We start from the raw sequence: 15,076 nt of genomic DNA on the forward strand, positions 1-15,076 counted from the left end.
GAATGCAACATTAGCTGAGTAGACTTTGAACAGCAAAACTGCTGGCAGAGGTGAATGCAATGCTGATCCCGCCAAATGAAAACGTCATATTACTGGCAGAGCGCTGGCTGAAACTGGTATCCGATTTAGGCAGGTCACAGGCCACACTTTCCGCCTACCGCATTGCCCTCCACCATTATTTTGCATTCTGCAGCCAGCGCCGGATCGAACCTGAAAAGGCCCGGTTTGAAGACCTGGCCGCGTACATCAGCCCGCAGCTTCCCGGCATGCCTTTCCCTTCAGCCAGCGCCACGCTCCAGCTTCGCCTGTCTGCAATCCGCCTCTGGTATGACTTTCTCATGTACCTGGACCTCTGCACGGTCAATCCGCTGCCCCGCTCCGGCACGCCTGGCATGCTGAGTACCGGCCGGGGACTGGTTCCCCGCGTCGTGAAACTGCCGCGCATTCCTGACGATGCGCAGTGGCAGTCTTTTCTCTTTCATGCCGCCGCTTCCCCGCTGCGTGACCGCCTGATGCTGGCATTAACCTATTACGGCGCGCTGCGGCGGTCTGAAATTACTTCGCTCAGTGTTGATGACTTCGACTTTGCGCACCGCCTTATCCGCATCCGGGCAGAAACCACCAAGAGCCGGCGTGAGCGTATTGTCTGTTACAGCCCGGCAGTCGTGCACGTGCTGGCGGCCCATCTTATGCAGATGAAGCAGACCGGAATCGTCAGAGGAGCCCTGTTCCGTTCCGCGTCCGATCGGAATATGGGCGCGCCGCTTTCATTCTGGAGCTGGAGCAAAACGGTCCGGAAATGGGCGCTGGGTTCCGGGTTGCCGGACATCTCAACCCATACCTTCCGCCACCTGCGGCTGACGCATCTGGCACGTGCGGGCTGGAAGCTGCACGAGCTCGCGACCTATGCAGGACAACGCGATCCGGCGACCACCCAGATTTATATCCACCTGTCGGGCCGCGATCTTGCCGCCAAGATGGCCGGAGCGATTGAAACGGCAGATATCAGGATGGCAAACCTTATTTTCAGCCCGGAGAAATAACATGACCCCGCACACACAGACTGAAAGCCGCTGGCGTCCCCTCGACATGACGGAATACCGGCTTGAGACGTCACTGAACTCCGCTGAACGTACGGCGCTGGCCAGCCCTCACGGCCGGTCCGGGATGCTGAAGATGGAGCCTCTGCCTGACCTTATCAGGCCGCTGACGGATATTGCCGCCGGAAGTGGTTGCAGCGGCAAAATCGCCCGGCTGGTGATAGCCGGGTTGCTACGTGAAATGCATGCATCCGGCACGCCATGCTGGTGCTGGTGCTGGTGCTGGTGCTGGTCGCAGGAATGCTGGCTGACGCTCTGCCGTAAAGTCCGGGAGAGCCGTCCGTTAATGGCCGCCTTTGCATGGCATCTGGCAGGCTTTCATGACCCGCTCAGCCTGCCCGATATCCGCAAACTCTGCATGTCAACAAAACCAGCCCGGCCACAGAGCGCCGGGCTGTAAAGGTACAACCGGAAACGCCTCTCCACGTCTGCCGGCCCTGATCTGAGCATAGTGGCGTCGCTCAGCATCAGCCAGGCTGACCTTCATAAAAATTTCCCGGCGGGTCAGTCAGATGGCTTCGCTTCGGCGCAAACCCGGTTCGCTCCCTCTTGCCAGAAAATTCCGCCTCAACAATACTGTATGCATAAACAGTAAAATAACAGGAGGAATTTTATGCGCGATTTTCTCAGTGCTTCCGCAGTCTCGCTGCAGCATGTCCGGGGCAGCAGATCATGAACCCGGTCAGCTGTACCGCCGGTCTGACGCTGCTCTGGCCCCCCATTTTACGCCCCGTGTCCGGGTCCCGCCTTATGCCGATCCGTGCGCCGCCGGCTTCCCCCTCCCCTGCGCAGGATTACGTCGAGAAAGAACTCGATCTGAACGAACTGTGCATCCGCCGGCGCGCCTCTACCTTCTTCGTGCGCGCCAGCGGCAACAGCAAGCGGGACCTGGGCCTCTGCGACGGCGACGTAATGGTGGTTGACCGGGCCGAGGAAGCCGCTCACGGCGACATCGTGATTGCCGAGGTCAACGGCGAGTTCACGGTCAAGCGCCTGCAGCTGCAGCCCAGGCTCGGGCTCGGGCTGCTGCCCATGAATCCGGCCTACCCGGTGATATACCCGGAGGAGCTGCAACTGCTCGGCGTCGTGACCTGGTTCTTTAACAACACCCGTGCACGCCGGAGGTGACCATGTCCATGTTTGGTCTGGCCAACGTCAACTCCTTTTACGCCAGCAGTGAGGCGCTGTTCCGCCCTGACCTGCGCGGCAGGCCGGTGGTCGTGCTGAGTAACAATGATCTGAGTGGTGAAGAACGTTAGTTAGTTTTGTCCTGTTCAATTCAATCGGTCTAAAGGTTTGACAGGTCCGCTATGAGCGAAAAGCGGAAGTTACTTATGGCCATTAATGGCCAATCAGCAAGGCACCCGCGTCCTCAATGATTATCACACCGCGTTTAAACGTGCGAGACCCACTCGCGTAATGATAATGCAACTCAGCAGCACCCCAAAAGCAAGCATGATGAAGGGGAACATGCCAGAGAGTTTGCTGAATACAAATCCCATCACAAGTGGACTCAGGGCCGCGCCAGTGGCCCCGAGGTTTTGTACAGAAAAATAGTTGCCTCTGGATGACGGTGGGGCCAGTGCATCCGTCATGATAAACAGTGCAGGGACATAGATGACCTCGCCAAACGCGAAAAAGAACATCCCCACGCACCAGACAATCAGATGATCGCCGGCATATAAAAACAACGTCAGGCCAAGAATAAAACAGACTGTGCCGGTGAAGATAAAAAGGTGAAAGTTTTTTTTGCTGAGCAACCTTACCGTAAAATGCTGAAAGACCATGACTGTGGCAGCGTTAACAAACATCATCAGCGCAATGATATGAGAAACGGTCTCCTGTGGGTACATTTTAATCATGAATTGCGACAGGTAAGCGATCGGATTGCCATACACAAACGCGCCCAGAAAAGACGCAATAGTCAACCAGATTAAAGGCAGGCCATTTTTCTGGTCTGAAGGCGGAATCCCGGCCTCCTGATAATGGTCAGGGGGGCGGAACGTTAGGCTGGATAATGTGCGGGCATTCAGGACCATAATTACCAAAGGAATAATGGAAATCAGGGCAGCTAAATAAAATATTGCCTGCATGCTTGTCTGTTGCGCCAGTGCACCGAGCAGTGGCCCGATGGCCCAGCCCACATTCACCGCGAGGTAGTTAGCTGAAAAATAGCGTCTTTTATCCTTCTCAAATGTCTGATTAGCAAAAAAAACTTTTAACAAAATTTCATAGCACGAATAAAACAGATTCAGTGCAATCAGAAATATTGCGAAAGAAACTATTTTCCTGGATTCAGGAGTCAAGATTAACGAACCCAAAAACCCCAGAGCTAAAAAAAGCAAAACAAAATAGCCATTTTTCAGGGTAGCCAGTTTGCCTGAATACAGGCTGAGTATAATGCCGGCGACTGAACTGACAGAAAGGACCATCCCCGATACGGTTATATCCTTTTCAAAAACAGCAGCGATATACACCACAATATATGGAAGAACGCACCCCCGGGCCAATGTTAATAAAAAAGAGGTAAAGATAAAGAAAACTGCCACCCTATTTGGCTGGCGTATCTCGCTCAGTGCCATCATCGATATCCCCGTTTATAGGCTTTGTTGTGTAAGGCTGTCCGTCATCAAAACCATAAAGAAGTCCGGTGCTTTGATACAAAGAAAGAATCACTCTGAAGAAGGTGCTTCCTGCCTGGTCATCTGGATCGGACGGAGAATTAGGTATGTATTCGGGTTCATCTTGTCTGTCCATGGCAGGTTCTCGCATTGATAAATCTGTACACCGATCGGGCCAGCTTTTGTTCATCAACTGGCTCAGATCATGAAGATTAACTCATGTTTTTTAACTTACGAATGAAGCAATTACAAGCAGGAATCTGTCGGTTTGTGGGTCATTTCAAATGAGGGTTATGACATTTAATTTCATTAATATCAGTCAATTATGTGCATGGCACGTTTTGCAAACACAATGGATTGCTGCAGGAAGAGTTATATACCCATGATATAAATGGATAAATTTTCTGTCATATAAAAAACGTATTATTAACACAGGTAATGAGTTTTGAAAACATATTGACAGCCACCAATTAACAAAGTTACTTAAAAGCAGGTTTCCGCGAACACGGTTTCCTCTTCTGTACTCAAAAGATCTGTTTGTGATCTGTGCCGCTGGAGATCTTGCTGTTGTGTCTGACGGCCGGAAAAGCTCTGTTGAGTTGTCGAACACCTGTAATACGTAATCCGTCTCATTATCCATTACCGAAATCCCTATTGGGCATGTCGTTTAGGAGAAGAAATATGCATAACGTTACCAGCCAGTCATCAACCTCATCGAGAGTCATCAACGCCGCCATCGTTAGCCAGAATGAACTCAGCCGCATCGCGGACAATGCCGACGCCATTCGTGCTAAAGCGATGGAACTGACAGATTCATGGGAAGGCGTCATGTTTGCTTTACCCCCGGGCGATTTAGAAAAAATGGCACTGGCACTGGGATTTACCCCGGATGTGGCTGGGAAAATCCACCAGGAAATCCGCTCGCTCGCCTATGCCAAAACCCAGTCCCTGACCGGACCGGCAGCAATTGCCACTTACCATGCGGCCGACGTCAGCTTACTGGCACTCAGGGGCGTAACGGATTTCGACAACGCCCTGTCTCATGTCAGTGATAGCAACCTGCAGCAGCTGCTGAATGATAACCAGGAGACCTTCCAGCGTATTCGTGATGCGCTGCCTGAGCATGCTGCGCGCATGAACTTCAAACCTGAAACGGCGTCGGCGGTACTGGCTTCGCTGGGTGCGAAGGTGTCGCCTGAACTCCTCTATGAGCTCTGTCCGAAATACGGCACTACCACTGTGGTTGATCTTGAAGGTCGCAAAGGCGTTACCACGGAATTTATTCGCTGCGTCACGCTGACCCTGGGCAGTACGGTTTCCTGATAAGACAGATTGTGAGCTGGTCGCCTTGACCGGCTCACCGTGTAATCCCGGTCAGGAGAACAACGATGTTAAGTACGGCACTCCCTCAGACACCCTTACATACCCGCGAATACAGGCAGAACGGCTATATGCTGGTCGATTCCCTGCTTAATTCGCAAGAAATCGTACAAATCAAAGCTGTGATCAACGAACTTGTGCAGGAGGCAGAACGCACCGGGCAATATGACAGTTTACTGGAATTTGAAAAGGAGCCAGTTGATGGCAGGCGCATTCCGCGCCGTATCTTCAATCCTTTTGAGCAGCATGAAGCCTTCCGAAACCTGGCCACCTCAGACAAAATCCTGAATTACGTCTGCAGTTTGCTTGGCCCGGATATCGCACTTCAGCACAGCAAACTCAACATGAAGCCCAGAAAAGTGGGGGCCGTGGTGGAATGGCATCAGGACTATACCTACTTCCCGCACTCCAACGATAGTCTGGTAGGCGTTTTGATATACCTTGATGACGCATGCGAGGAGAACGGATGCCTGCAGGTCCTGAGTGGCCAGCATCACCGGACGTTCAATCACGCGTTGCCGGATGGCAGCTTTGCAGGCATGATCACCGAAACGATCAATGAGGCCCAGCATGGCCCCGTCATCAGTCTGCCAGCCTGTGCGGGCAGCGCTATTTTTCTGCATCCGTTTACGCCTCACCGCTCCTCGACCAATACCTCTGACTCCCCCAGAAGCACGTTGATTTTTGAATACCGGGCAGCGGATGCCTTTCCGCTATATACCGGTAGCCAACTGGTCGGGATGGAACGCTTAACGCACCACCTCCGCGGCGAAAAAAAACGGACCGCCAGATTTGGCGGGCCTGAGCCAGAAATTTATACCCCTAAAGACATTCCTAAATCCCTCTATGAGCTTCAGGATGCCTCGCGCAGCGAGATGAAGACAAAATAAATTGCGTACAGGTGGAACAGATATGGTGCATTCAACGTGGGACAGTCTGGCGACAGATTATGAAACGCAGGGATTTGCAGTACTGCGAAACGTGTTTTCCCCTGCGGCGGTCCTGGGCCCCGTAATGGCGGGCTACAACCGGCATTGTGATGAGCTGGCGAGACAATGGCTGGAAGATGGCGTGATTTCCGATTACGATGCTAAGGATACTCCGGAAAACAAGATGTTATCGCTCATGCAGCAGACCGATGGCAACTGTTTCCAGCATCTTGATATTACCCTGCCCGTTGAAGACAAAATTGTTCACGATTCTCCCCTCTATCTTGATGTCAGCATTTTTAATCTACTACGAAATGCAAAACTGCTGGATGCCATTGAAAAAATCATCGGTCCTGAAATTTACTCCGTCCCCGTGCAGCACATGCGCATCAAACCACCGCAAAAGAACATTTCGGATGAGACGCAGAGCCATACGCTGACATTGACCGGAAAAACTTTCTGGCATCAGGACCTGGCCGTGGTCACCCCGGATGCAGATAACACCAACATGCTTGGCGTCTGGCTGGCTGTCAATGAAGCCACAGTTGAAAACGGCTGCCTGATTGTTGTTCCCGGCAGCCACAAGCGGGGTCTTGTACATCACTGCGATAAGCCGCATCTGCAGGGTATTCCTGATGCGCTCGTCGGGGAAGAGTTCCTCGCGCTGCCGGTCAGTCCGGGGGATGTCATTTTCCTGCATCCTTTGACCATGCACGCATCCCTCGCGAATGCCAGTACCGGCGGACGCTGGAGTTTTGACCTGCGCTATTGTCCGGCGGGAGAGCCCACCGGAAGAGAATGGTTCCCAGGATTTCTTGCACGAAGCACTGCGATGCCGGATGCGGTAATGCAGGATCATCACCAGTGGGTCAGGGAGTGGCTTAATGCCCGCTCGCAACTGGCAGGCCAGCCGCACCCTAAATTTGACCGCTGGGACAAAAACGACCGCAGCCCGCTGTGCGCCTAGGAGGCCAACATGCTGGACATTTCGTTACTCAAAAATGGTACCTTTTCCGTGAAAGCGGGGGCGCCACGGCTCGCCCTTGTGCATCATGGTTTCAGAACCACCCAGATGGGGGCAGCCGACAAGCGGCAGGATAAATTTGCAGCCCGGTACGCATCGCTGGGGTTGCTCAACCTTGCCCGATCCGCACAGGTGGATTTTGAACGGGGGCGAATTCCCTTTGAACCCGACATTAAATATTTCGATGAAGATAATTACGCGGATGACGCTGCTCTCGCCGCAGCCATTTCCGCCTGGCTCAAACCGGCCGCGGCACGATTTGTTCTGGTCAGCCTTTATTCCCTGGCGTTCGAAAGAACCCGCGCGATGATTGGCCTGATGGATGCGAGTGAACACTGTATCATGGTAGGGGGGGCACATCCGACGGTTGCACCTGAAATCGACTTTGCGCACCTCGTCGTGCGTGGAGAAGGTGGCGGAGCTCTCAGGCATATACTTAGTCATTTTCTGGAACCCGGATTTGGAGCAGGAGAAGAGGCTCGCGGAATCTGTTTCAAAGCTGACGGCAAAATCACCATGGGCGACACCGTTTTTGACAAATCCATCGCCGATATTCCGTCTCCTGCCTTTGCTTATGAACTGATACAGGATGATACCAGTCTGGCGGGGGAATCACGTGAGCGCTGGTGGAAAGCCGTGGGCATTTCGCAGCAGATTTACATTTGCACTCAAAGCTGCCGGGCGCGTTGTACCTTCTGCTCCACTTATCTGATCCACGGTAAGCTCGTTTCGCGGCCGGTGGATCTGATTGAGGGAGACATCAGGCACCTGATTAGTTATGGAAACGACTCGATTCAGTTTCATGATGACGATCTCCTGCAACATGAGCAACTGGATGAATTGCTGGAGATGCTTGCTGGCTATGACATGGTGTGGACCTGCAATGCCCGTTCGGAAGTCATGAATGCCGATCTTGCTGCGCGTATGTACCGTGCTGGGTGCCGAAAAGTCTTTCTGGGTCTGGAGTCGCTGGATCAGCGAAGCCTGGACTATTACAACAAAGCCACCACGGTGGAAATGAACATCAACGCCGTTAACGTGCTTGATGCCGCAGGCATTGGCGTTGTATGCGGCTACATAATTGGAGCGCCACATGATACGGTGACCAGCATCCTGGAAGATTTAGACCGCGTGCTACAGTTACCCATTTTCTTCCTGGCCACCGCCATCCTTACCCCTGACATTGGCACAACAGAATATAAAAGGGCCCTGAGGCGCATCCCACTCCTTCAGGAATTGGGCGACGGCGGCACAAAGTTGAACATCCGGCCCCGTCCCGATCTTTTTGGTACCTCGGCACCTTATGGCCTGCCAACGGTATCTGATGCCGTAACCAAGGATCAGCTCAATGAACTGTATGCGCTGGTAAACTGTGAGTTTATCCTCCGCCCTGCGCTCATTGAGCGGGTCAACCACTACGTCTATCCATCCCGGCGGGAAGAAGCCTTATCCTGGTGCGCACTGCAGCGCAATAGGATAAGGGAGCTTGCGAGTACGGCAACCCTGCCAGAGGTGCGAACGCGTGCTCAGAAACTGTCGGCCTATGTTGAAGCTCAGGGGCTCTTTGCGGAATATGACATGAAGGACTCGGCATGAATAACGAGCCATCATTACCCTACCAGGCCTACTTTCCAGAGGAAATCCAGGCAATGTTGCGTGGGGGGATTGATCCCCACTCAAGCCTGGTCGAACGTTTCCTGAGGGATCCGTCCGTGCGCTGCACAATAGAGGATAAGCAATCCTTCGTTGAACAACATTATCTGATTACCAAAGCGCTAATCAGCCCGCACAGTACGCAGGATATCATCGCCTTTGCCACCGAGATTTTATCCCTTCCCGATACCCGGGCGGGGTATATCATTGAAGCCGGGTGTTATAAAGGATCCAGCACGGCGAAATTCAGCATTGCGGCGGGACTGGCGGGGCGGCAGCTTGTGGTGTTTGATTCCTTCCAGGGATTGCCTGCACACAATGAAGAGCACGGCATGAGCATTGAGGGGCGTGAAGTCATTTTTCAGGAAGGCGATTTCAGCGGCTCACTTGAGGAAGTCAGACACAACGTGGCCACCTACGGAAATATCGGCGCCTGCACCTTTGTACCGGGGTGGTTTGAAGAGACGATGAGCAACTGCCCCTCGCCGGTTGCCGCTGCGTATCTCGATGTGGACCTTCTGCTCTCAACGCGACAGTGTCTGGCGGCTATCTATCCCAGACTGGTACCCGGTGGCAGTATTTACTCACAGGATGGGCACCTGCCTTTGATACTTGGGCTGCTTGAGGACAGAGGCTTCTGGGAAACAGAACTGGCGTCTGCGTGCCCCTGCTTTGAGGGAATACGAAAAGGGAAGCTGGTGAAAATCACCAAGCCTCCCTGCGGTACCTGATCCGACCTAGCGGATAATGTATCGGTGACGTTTCCCCACCCACAATAGAGTACCTTTAGCTGGCACGAGGGTTAAATGTTCATCCGTTTGCTTTTCCTGGTTAATCCTGACCGCTCCGGAATGGATGAGGCGTCTGAGCTCAGAACGACTGACATCGTGGATGGCCCTGCTGCAGAGGTCGAGCAAGCTGATGTCCGGCGTATCGCTGATGTTAAGGGGCTCATGGTCCTCCTCTGCGGGACGATGCTGCTGGAAGACACGCTGGAAATAGGCTTTAGCTCGTTCTGCCGCGTCCGCGTCGTGATATTCACTGACCAGCGTGTGTGCCAGAGTCATTTTCAGCGTCATGGGGTGGAGACCGCTGTCGCGCTCGGCCAGCAGGTGACGGACCGCCTCATCAGGGAGATTTGCCGCAAGACGCAAATAATCCGGCACCAGCGTGTCGGGTAGCGACATCACTTTGCCAAACATGTCTTCGGGGCTATCCATGAGCGCAATATAATTATTTTTTGATTTGCTCATTTTATCCTGCCCATCGAGACCCGGCAGAAGCGGTAAGGTGATGACAGCCTGGCCCGGCATGCCGAAGGTTTCCTGCAGCGACCGGCCAACCAAATTATTAAACAGTTGATCGGTTCCTCCAAGTTCGATATCAGACTGGATCATGACAGAATCATATCCCTGTAAAACCGGGTAGAGGAGTTCATGCAGATGCACCGGTGAAGACGACTGGAATCGTTGTTTAAAATCGTCACGTTGCATCATCTGCGCTAAAGTCACGCGGGAAACGAGTTTAATGATGTCCGCAAACCGCATCGCATTAAACCATTCAGAATTCCGTCGGACTTCGATCCGCGCTATATCCAGTATTTTACCCAACTGATCAATATAGGTCTGGCTGTTTCTGACGATCTCGTCCTCGCTGAGCGGAGGGCGCAGTTTATTCCGTCCGGTAGGGTCGCCGATGGACGCAGTAAAATCACCGATGATGATTACAATGCGATGTCCTGCATCCTGAAACTGCCTGAGTTTACGCAGCACCACGGCATGCCCCAGATGCAGGTCGGGTGCGGTGGGGTCAAACCCCAATTTGATTACTAGGCGGCGATTTTCTTTCAGCGCTGTGCGTAATTTCGTTTGTAAACCATTATCTGGCTCCATGATCGCCACGTTTTTACACAGCATTTCAGTTACAGCGTTAATATCCATGTCGGCACCGTCAAATGTTCAGGAATTGTTCACCATATTTATGTGCATACCACCCTGTCAAGAAATCTACAGTTTTTATGAACATATCGTCATGGCATCTCTGATTTTTTTGTGATAGGTACGTGCTTTGGCACCTTGGCAGGATAAAGTAGACTACAGGGTTAGGTGTATTAACTAAAGCAAAAACCAGAAAAATGCCAGTGATTAAAAATGATTATAAATCATCAACTTATACCAAGCTAACTGTTAGGAACATTAAGATACATCGACGGCTGTGTCATCGCGCGCAGCGCCGCTCCCAAAAAACTCGGCATAAAGATGTCCGCACCGTGGTTTCAGATAAAAAATGAGGGATATATTGATAAAATTCATGTACTTATCTCAAACTACGCCCTGTAGTAAGTTAAGTGGAATGCAACATTAGCTGAGTAAACTTCGAGCAGCAAAACTGCTGACAGAGGTGAACGCCATGCTGACTCCACCTGATGAACGTGTCCTGTGGCTGGCCGAGCGCTGGCTGAAACTGTTATCCGATCTCGGCCGGGCGAAGGATACGCTCGCGGCCTACCGCAGTGCCCTCCGCCACTATTTTGCGTTCTGCACCCAGCGCCAGCTCCAACCCGAAAAGGCCCGGTTTGAAGATCTGGCCGCCTACATCAGCCCTCGGTTCCCCGGCATGCCTTTTCCAGCGGCCAGCGCCACGCTCCAGCTTCGCCTGTCGGCGATCCGCCTCTGGTATGACTTTCTCATGTACCTGGAGCTCTGCGCGGTTAATCCGCTTCCCCGCTCCGGCGCGGCTGGCACATTCAGTGCCAGCCGGAGACTTGTTCCCCGCGTCGTAAAGCTGCCACGCATTCCTGACGATGCACAGTGGCAGTTTTTTCTCTGTCATGCTGCGGCTTCCCCGCTCCGTGACCACCTGATGCTGGCATTAACCTATTACGGCGCGCTGCGGCGGTCTGAAATCACTGCGCTGAGTATCGAAGACTTTGATTTTGCGTACCGTCTCATCCGCATCCGGGCAGAAACCACCAAGAGCCGGCGTGAGCGTATTGTCTGTTACAGCCCGGCAGTCGTGCCCGTGCTGACGACACACCTTATGCAGATGAAGCGGACAGGAATTGCCCGGGGTGCCCTGTTCCGTTCCGCGTCCGATCGCAATCAGGACGCGCCGCTTTCGTTCTGGACCTGAGCAAAACGGTCCGGAAATGGGCGCTGGAGTCCGGGATGCCGGACATCTCAACCCATACCCTCCGGCACCTGCGGCTGACGCATCTGGCTCGCGCGGGCTGGAAGCTGCACGAGCTTGCCACCTATGCGGGACACCGCGATCTGAGCACAACACAGATTTATATCCACCTGTCGGGCCGGGACCTTGCCGCCAGGATGGCCGGAGCGATTGAAACGGCAGATATCAGGATGGCGAACCTTATTTTCAGCCCGGAGAAATAACATGAGCCCGCGCAAACCAACTGAAAGCCGCTGGCGTCCCTCCGACATCACTGAATACCGGCTTGAGACGTCGCTGACGCCTGCTGAGTGCGCGGCGCTCGAAAGCGTTCACAGCCGCTCCGGTATGCTGCGGATGAAGCCTGCGCCTGATCTAATCAGGCCGCTGAAGGATATTGCTGACGGAAGCGGTTGCAGTAGCAAAATCGCCGGGCTGGTGATAGCCGGATTGCTGCCAGCGTTACTGCGGCCAGCCTTGCTGGTGCTGGCCGCAGTAACGCTGGCAGACGCTCTGCCGGGAAATCAGAGAAGGACGGCCTTTGATCGCCGCCTATGCCTGGTATCTGGGAGGTCTGCATGATCCTCTCAGCCTGCCCGATATCCGCAAACCCGTCCTCTATGCCTCTGCCATCTTCGGCCAGGCTATTTATCATCAGGAGCTACAGCGGCTGACGGATACGCTGACGTCGCTGGGTTATGCGCCGGGCAGTCAGAAAAATCATGTCTCAGGCATACTGGCCACCCTGATGATCGTAAACAGGGATCCGCGGCTGGAGACATTTACGCCGGAACTGCTGTGGCAGGTCCAGTCCGGGATGGAAGCAGGGACTTCTCGGTATGTCGGCCGCGTTTCACACGCACTCGCCCGCTGGGCATTATCAGCGCCCCGATGCGGATGCGAAACTACACAAAATGGTACGAGAAGCCGGTTGATGGCATCGATCCGGCCTGGGTGCACTGGTGCCGGCGCTGGCGGGAAACGTCTGTGCTCAGACCGCGCACCCGTGAAAACCAGTACAGCTTTATTCTGCGCTGCGGCCTCTGGCTGACAAAGGAACATCCGCAGGTGCGGGAACCGGCAGACTGGACCATAGAAACCTGCGCCAGCTTTATCGCTGCGGTAGGCCGGATGAACGTGGATGAGCTTCAGCTGGGCACGGAAAGGGGCCCCCGCAAATCGGTGCGCTCTGGCGAGCCCATGATGCCGCATTCCAGGGCGCATTTTATCTATTCACTGCGCTGGTTTATGGTTGATTACGAAAACTGGGGCTGGGGGCGCCTGCGCTTCAGCCCTGCCCGCCATCTTTCCACGCCGGATACGCCCCTTTTCCGTCGCGGCGTCAATTCCCGGGTAATCGACGATCCGGTCTGGCTGAAGCTCATCTGGGCCAGCCTCAATCTGCGTCAGGAAGATCTCCTCACTGAAATACATTACCCGCTTGCCATGCTGCAGGCGATGGCTGTCATCTGGACCCATGCGGGGGTGAGAAAGAATGAGCTGCTCCGCCTCACCACCGGGTGCATCGCGCCGCAGGCGGACGATATCGTGAAGGAAGACGGCAGTATCATCCCTGCCGGAACCCTGTGCTACCTGCATATCCCCGCAGGGAAAACCTCAAAAGCCTTTGTGAAACCGGTGGCGGCCGTGGTGAAAAAATACGTCGACATCTGGCTGGATGAACGCCCGGCAGAACAGGCTATGCTCGCTGACGAGCGAACCGGTGAGAAAGTCAGGCTTCTGTTCCAGTACCGTGGTAAGCCTGCCGGCGGCACCATCCTCAACCGCACGGTGATTCCGATGCTGTGCGCACGAGCAGGGGTACCTTTAGAAGACAGCGGCGGAACGATCACCAGTCACAGGGGGCGGGCCTCAGCAGTGACCGCGCTGGCCAGCGTGCCGCAGGGCATGTCGCTGTATGAACTGATGCAGTGGACGGGGCACTCAACGCCTCAGTCCACCATGCATTATCTGCGTATTCGCCCAACTCAGCTGGCCGCCTCGTTCGTCAAAGCAGACCGTGTCGCTCACATGATAAGCGTGCTGATTGACCATGATCCGGAAGCCGCCAGCCTGACCGGACCTGCGACATACTATGATTTGGGCGATTCATACTGCACGAATCCCTTCTGGAGCAGTTGTCAGCACCGGATGGCCTGCATTGGCTGCGACTTTAATCTGCTAAAACAGAGTGCACGTGGACTGATACTGGAAAGCAAAGCCTCTGTCAGACGTTACCTTGAGGAGGTTCCGCTCACACCCGATGAGAGAGCCATCGTGGAACAGGACGCAGATAAAATTGAACAGGCACTTAAAAGATTGCCCCCTTAAAGCAGAACGGTAAAACGGGCCGCATTGTGCCAAAAGCAGACATTCAAGCAGCTATCAGCTGTGCCAATCTTTGCGTGATGAAACTGATGACAAATCATGTTTTATTTACGTAAGGTAAATGCAGGTTTCACCACCAGAGAAAGGGAGGGAGCGTGGGCAGATTTAAGGGTAAGCGGATACTAATTACTGGAGGCACGAGTGGCATGGGGCTGGCAGGCGCTCAGCGTAATGTTACGGAAGGTGGCCGTGTAGCCATAACCGGTCTTAATGAAGAAAGACTGGAGCGTGCACGCAGTCTGCTTCCTGCAGCTTCGCTTATTCTGAAAAGCGATGCTGCAAGCGAAGCTGATATATATGGGCTTGGTGAGGCTATTAACGACTGGGGTTCACTTGATGGATTATGGCTAAATGGCGGTTATGCTGAAGTAGGCTCCCCGGAATCTGTAACGGCAGATTATTTTAATCGTATGATGAACGTTAATGTGCGAGGCCCAATGCTACAGCTGGCAGCCTTGTCCGAATCGCTTAATTCAGGTGTGTCCGTTCTGGTTACTTCCTCCTCCTCTGTCTATGAAGGTGCGGCGATGACAAGTGAATCGCCACGGATAATCTAGACACTTTCGAGCCGTTGATAATACTGGTTTTCGTATTCAGTTGGTGGCATCTGATCGCTCGAGCCATGCCGACGCTTACTGTTACAAAACATTTCGATGTAATCAAAAATATCACTGCGGGCTTCTTCGCGTGTTCCGTAGATCTTTTTCTTAATCCGTTCGCGTTTCAGTAGCTGGAAAAAGCTTTCCGCAACCGCGTTGTCGTGACAGTTACCGCGACGACTCATGCTGCCTTCCAGACCGTGTGATTTCAGGA

At 53.6% G+C, this 15,076-nt stretch carries 12 protein-coding genes and 5 pseudogenes; 13 read left to right on the plus strand and 4 right to left on the minus strand.

Features of this window, described 5'->3' with window-relative positions:
* The first annotated feature begins 59 nt into the window (after positions 1-59).
* From FT726_RS09650 to FT726_RS09665, 4 genes and pseudogenes are all read left to right on the plus strand, one after another.
* Positions 60-1,043 carry a tyrosine-type recombinase/integrase gene (locus FT726_RS09650; RefSeq protein WP_346302743.1) on the plus strand — a complete coding sequence of 328 codons (984 nt, stop codon included), beginning with the start codon at positions 60-62 and terminating at the stop codon, positions 1,041-1,043.
* 1 nt (position 1,044) lies between these two features.
* Positions 1,045-1,500 (plus strand): hypothetical protein, encoded by a 456-nt coding sequence (locus FT726_RS09655; RefSeq protein WP_346302744.1) that lies wholly within the window; start codon positions 1,045-1,047, stop codon positions 1,498-1,500.
* A 350-nt stretch (positions 1,501-1,850) separates the two neighbouring features.
* Positions 1,851-2,228, plus strand: coding sequence for a translesion error-prone DNA polymerase V autoproteolytic subunit (umuD, locus tag FT726_RS09660; RefSeq protein ID WP_346302745.1), 378 nt, complete (start codon positions 1,851-1,853; stop codon positions 2,226-2,228).
* A gap of 8 nt (positions 2,229-2,236) precedes the next feature.
* Positions 2,237-2,338, plus strand: a pseudogene (locus tag FT726_RS09665) (hypothetical protein); the annotation flags it as partial.
* A gap of 144 nt (positions 2,339-2,482) precedes the next feature.
* Here the strand turns inward: FT726_RS09665 and FT726_RS09670 are convergent.
* Positions 2,483-3,685, minus strand: a complete 1,203-nt coding sequence (locus tag FT726_RS09670; protein WP_346302746.1) for an MFS transporter — start codon at positions 3,683-3,685, stop codon at positions 2,483-2,485.
* The gene (locus FT726_RS09675; protein WP_346302747.1) at positions 3,651-3,857 is read right to left on the minus strand and encodes a hypothetical protein; all 207 of its coding nucleotides are present in this window, start codon (positions 3,855-3,857) and stop codon (positions 3,651-3,653) included. Before FT726_RS09675 ends, FT726_RS09670 begins: the two co-directional genes overlap by 35 nt.
* A 545-nt stretch (positions 3,858-4,402) precedes the next feature.
* Here FT726_RS09675 and FT726_RS09680 point away from each other — a divergent pair.
* From FT726_RS09680 to FT726_RS09700, 5 genes are all read left to right on the plus strand, one after another.
* Positions 4,403-5,044 (plus strand): hypothetical protein, encoded by a 642-nt coding sequence (locus FT726_RS09680; RefSeq protein WP_346302748.1) that lies wholly within the window; start codon positions 4,403-4,405, stop codon positions 5,042-5,044.
* A gap of 65 nt (positions 5,045-5,109) precedes the next feature.
* Positions 5,110-5,991, plus strand: coding sequence for a phytanoyl-CoA dioxygenase family protein (locus tag FT726_RS09685; protein ID WP_346302749.1), 882 nt, complete (start codon positions 5,110-5,112; stop codon positions 5,989-5,991).
* Between the two features lie 22 nt (positions 5,992-6,013).
* Positions 6,014-6,997, plus strand: a complete 984-nt coding sequence (locus tag FT726_RS09690) for a phytanoyl-CoA dioxygenase family protein (RefSeq protein ID WP_346302750.1) — start codon at positions 6,014-6,016, stop codon at positions 6,995-6,997.
* 9 nt (positions 6,998-7,006) lie between these two features.
* Positions 7,007-8,650 (plus strand): radical SAM protein, encoded by a 1,644-nt coding sequence (locus FT726_RS09695; RefSeq protein ID WP_346302751.1) that lies wholly within the window; start codon positions 7,007-7,009, stop codon positions 8,648-8,650.
* Positions 8,647-9,438, plus strand: a complete 792-nt coding sequence (locus tag FT726_RS09700; protein WP_346302752.1) for a TylF/MycF/NovP-related O-methyltransferase — start codon at positions 8,647-8,649, stop codon at positions 9,436-9,438. The genes FT726_RS09695 and FT726_RS09700 overlap by 4 nt, the downstream gene beginning before the upstream one ends.
* 6 nt (positions 9,439-9,444) lie before the next feature.
* Here FT726_RS09700 and tyrS read toward each other — a convergent pair whose 3' ends face one another.
* Entirely contained in the window at positions 9,445-10,647 is a 1,203-nt protein-coding gene (gene tyrS / locus FT726_RS09705; protein ID WP_346302753.1) for a tyrosine--tRNA ligase, read from the minus strand.
* 267 nt (positions 10,648-10,914) lie between these two features.
* Between tyrS and FT726_RS09710 the strand changes: the two are divergent.
* The 4 pseudogenes from FT726_RS09710 to FT726_RS09725 form a co-directional block, all read left to right on the plus strand.
* Positions 10,915-11,043 (plus strand): annotated as a pseudogene (locus FT726_RS09710) (DNA polymerase V subunit UmuC); the annotation flags it as partial.
* Positions 11,044-11,116: 73 nt separating this feature from the next.
* Positions 11,117-12,099, plus strand: a pseudogene (locus FT726_RS09715) (tyrosine-type recombinase/integrase).
* A gap of 1 nt (position 12,100) precedes the next feature.
* A pseudogene (locus tag FT726_RS09720) lies at positions 12,101-14,206 on the plus strand (integrase).
* A 152-nt stretch (positions 14,207-14,358) separates the two neighbouring features.
* Positions 14,359-14,799 (plus strand): annotated as a pseudogene (locus FT726_RS09725) (SDR family NAD(P)-dependent oxidoreductase); the annotation flags it as partial.
* Positions 14,800-14,816: 17 nt separating this feature from the next.
* Here the strand turns inward: FT726_RS09725 and FT726_RS09730 are convergent.
* Positions 14,817-15,076, minus strand: a 260-nt coding sequence (locus FT726_RS09730) for an IS3 family transposase (protein ID WP_346302754.1), incomplete at its 5' end; no start/stop codon positions are given.

The sequence above is a fragment of the Pantoea sp. Morm genome (genome assembly GCF_016643525.1).
Classification (GTDB): Bacteria; Pseudomonadota; Gammaproteobacteria; order Enterobacterales; family Enterobacteriaceae; genus Pantoea; species Pantoea dispersa.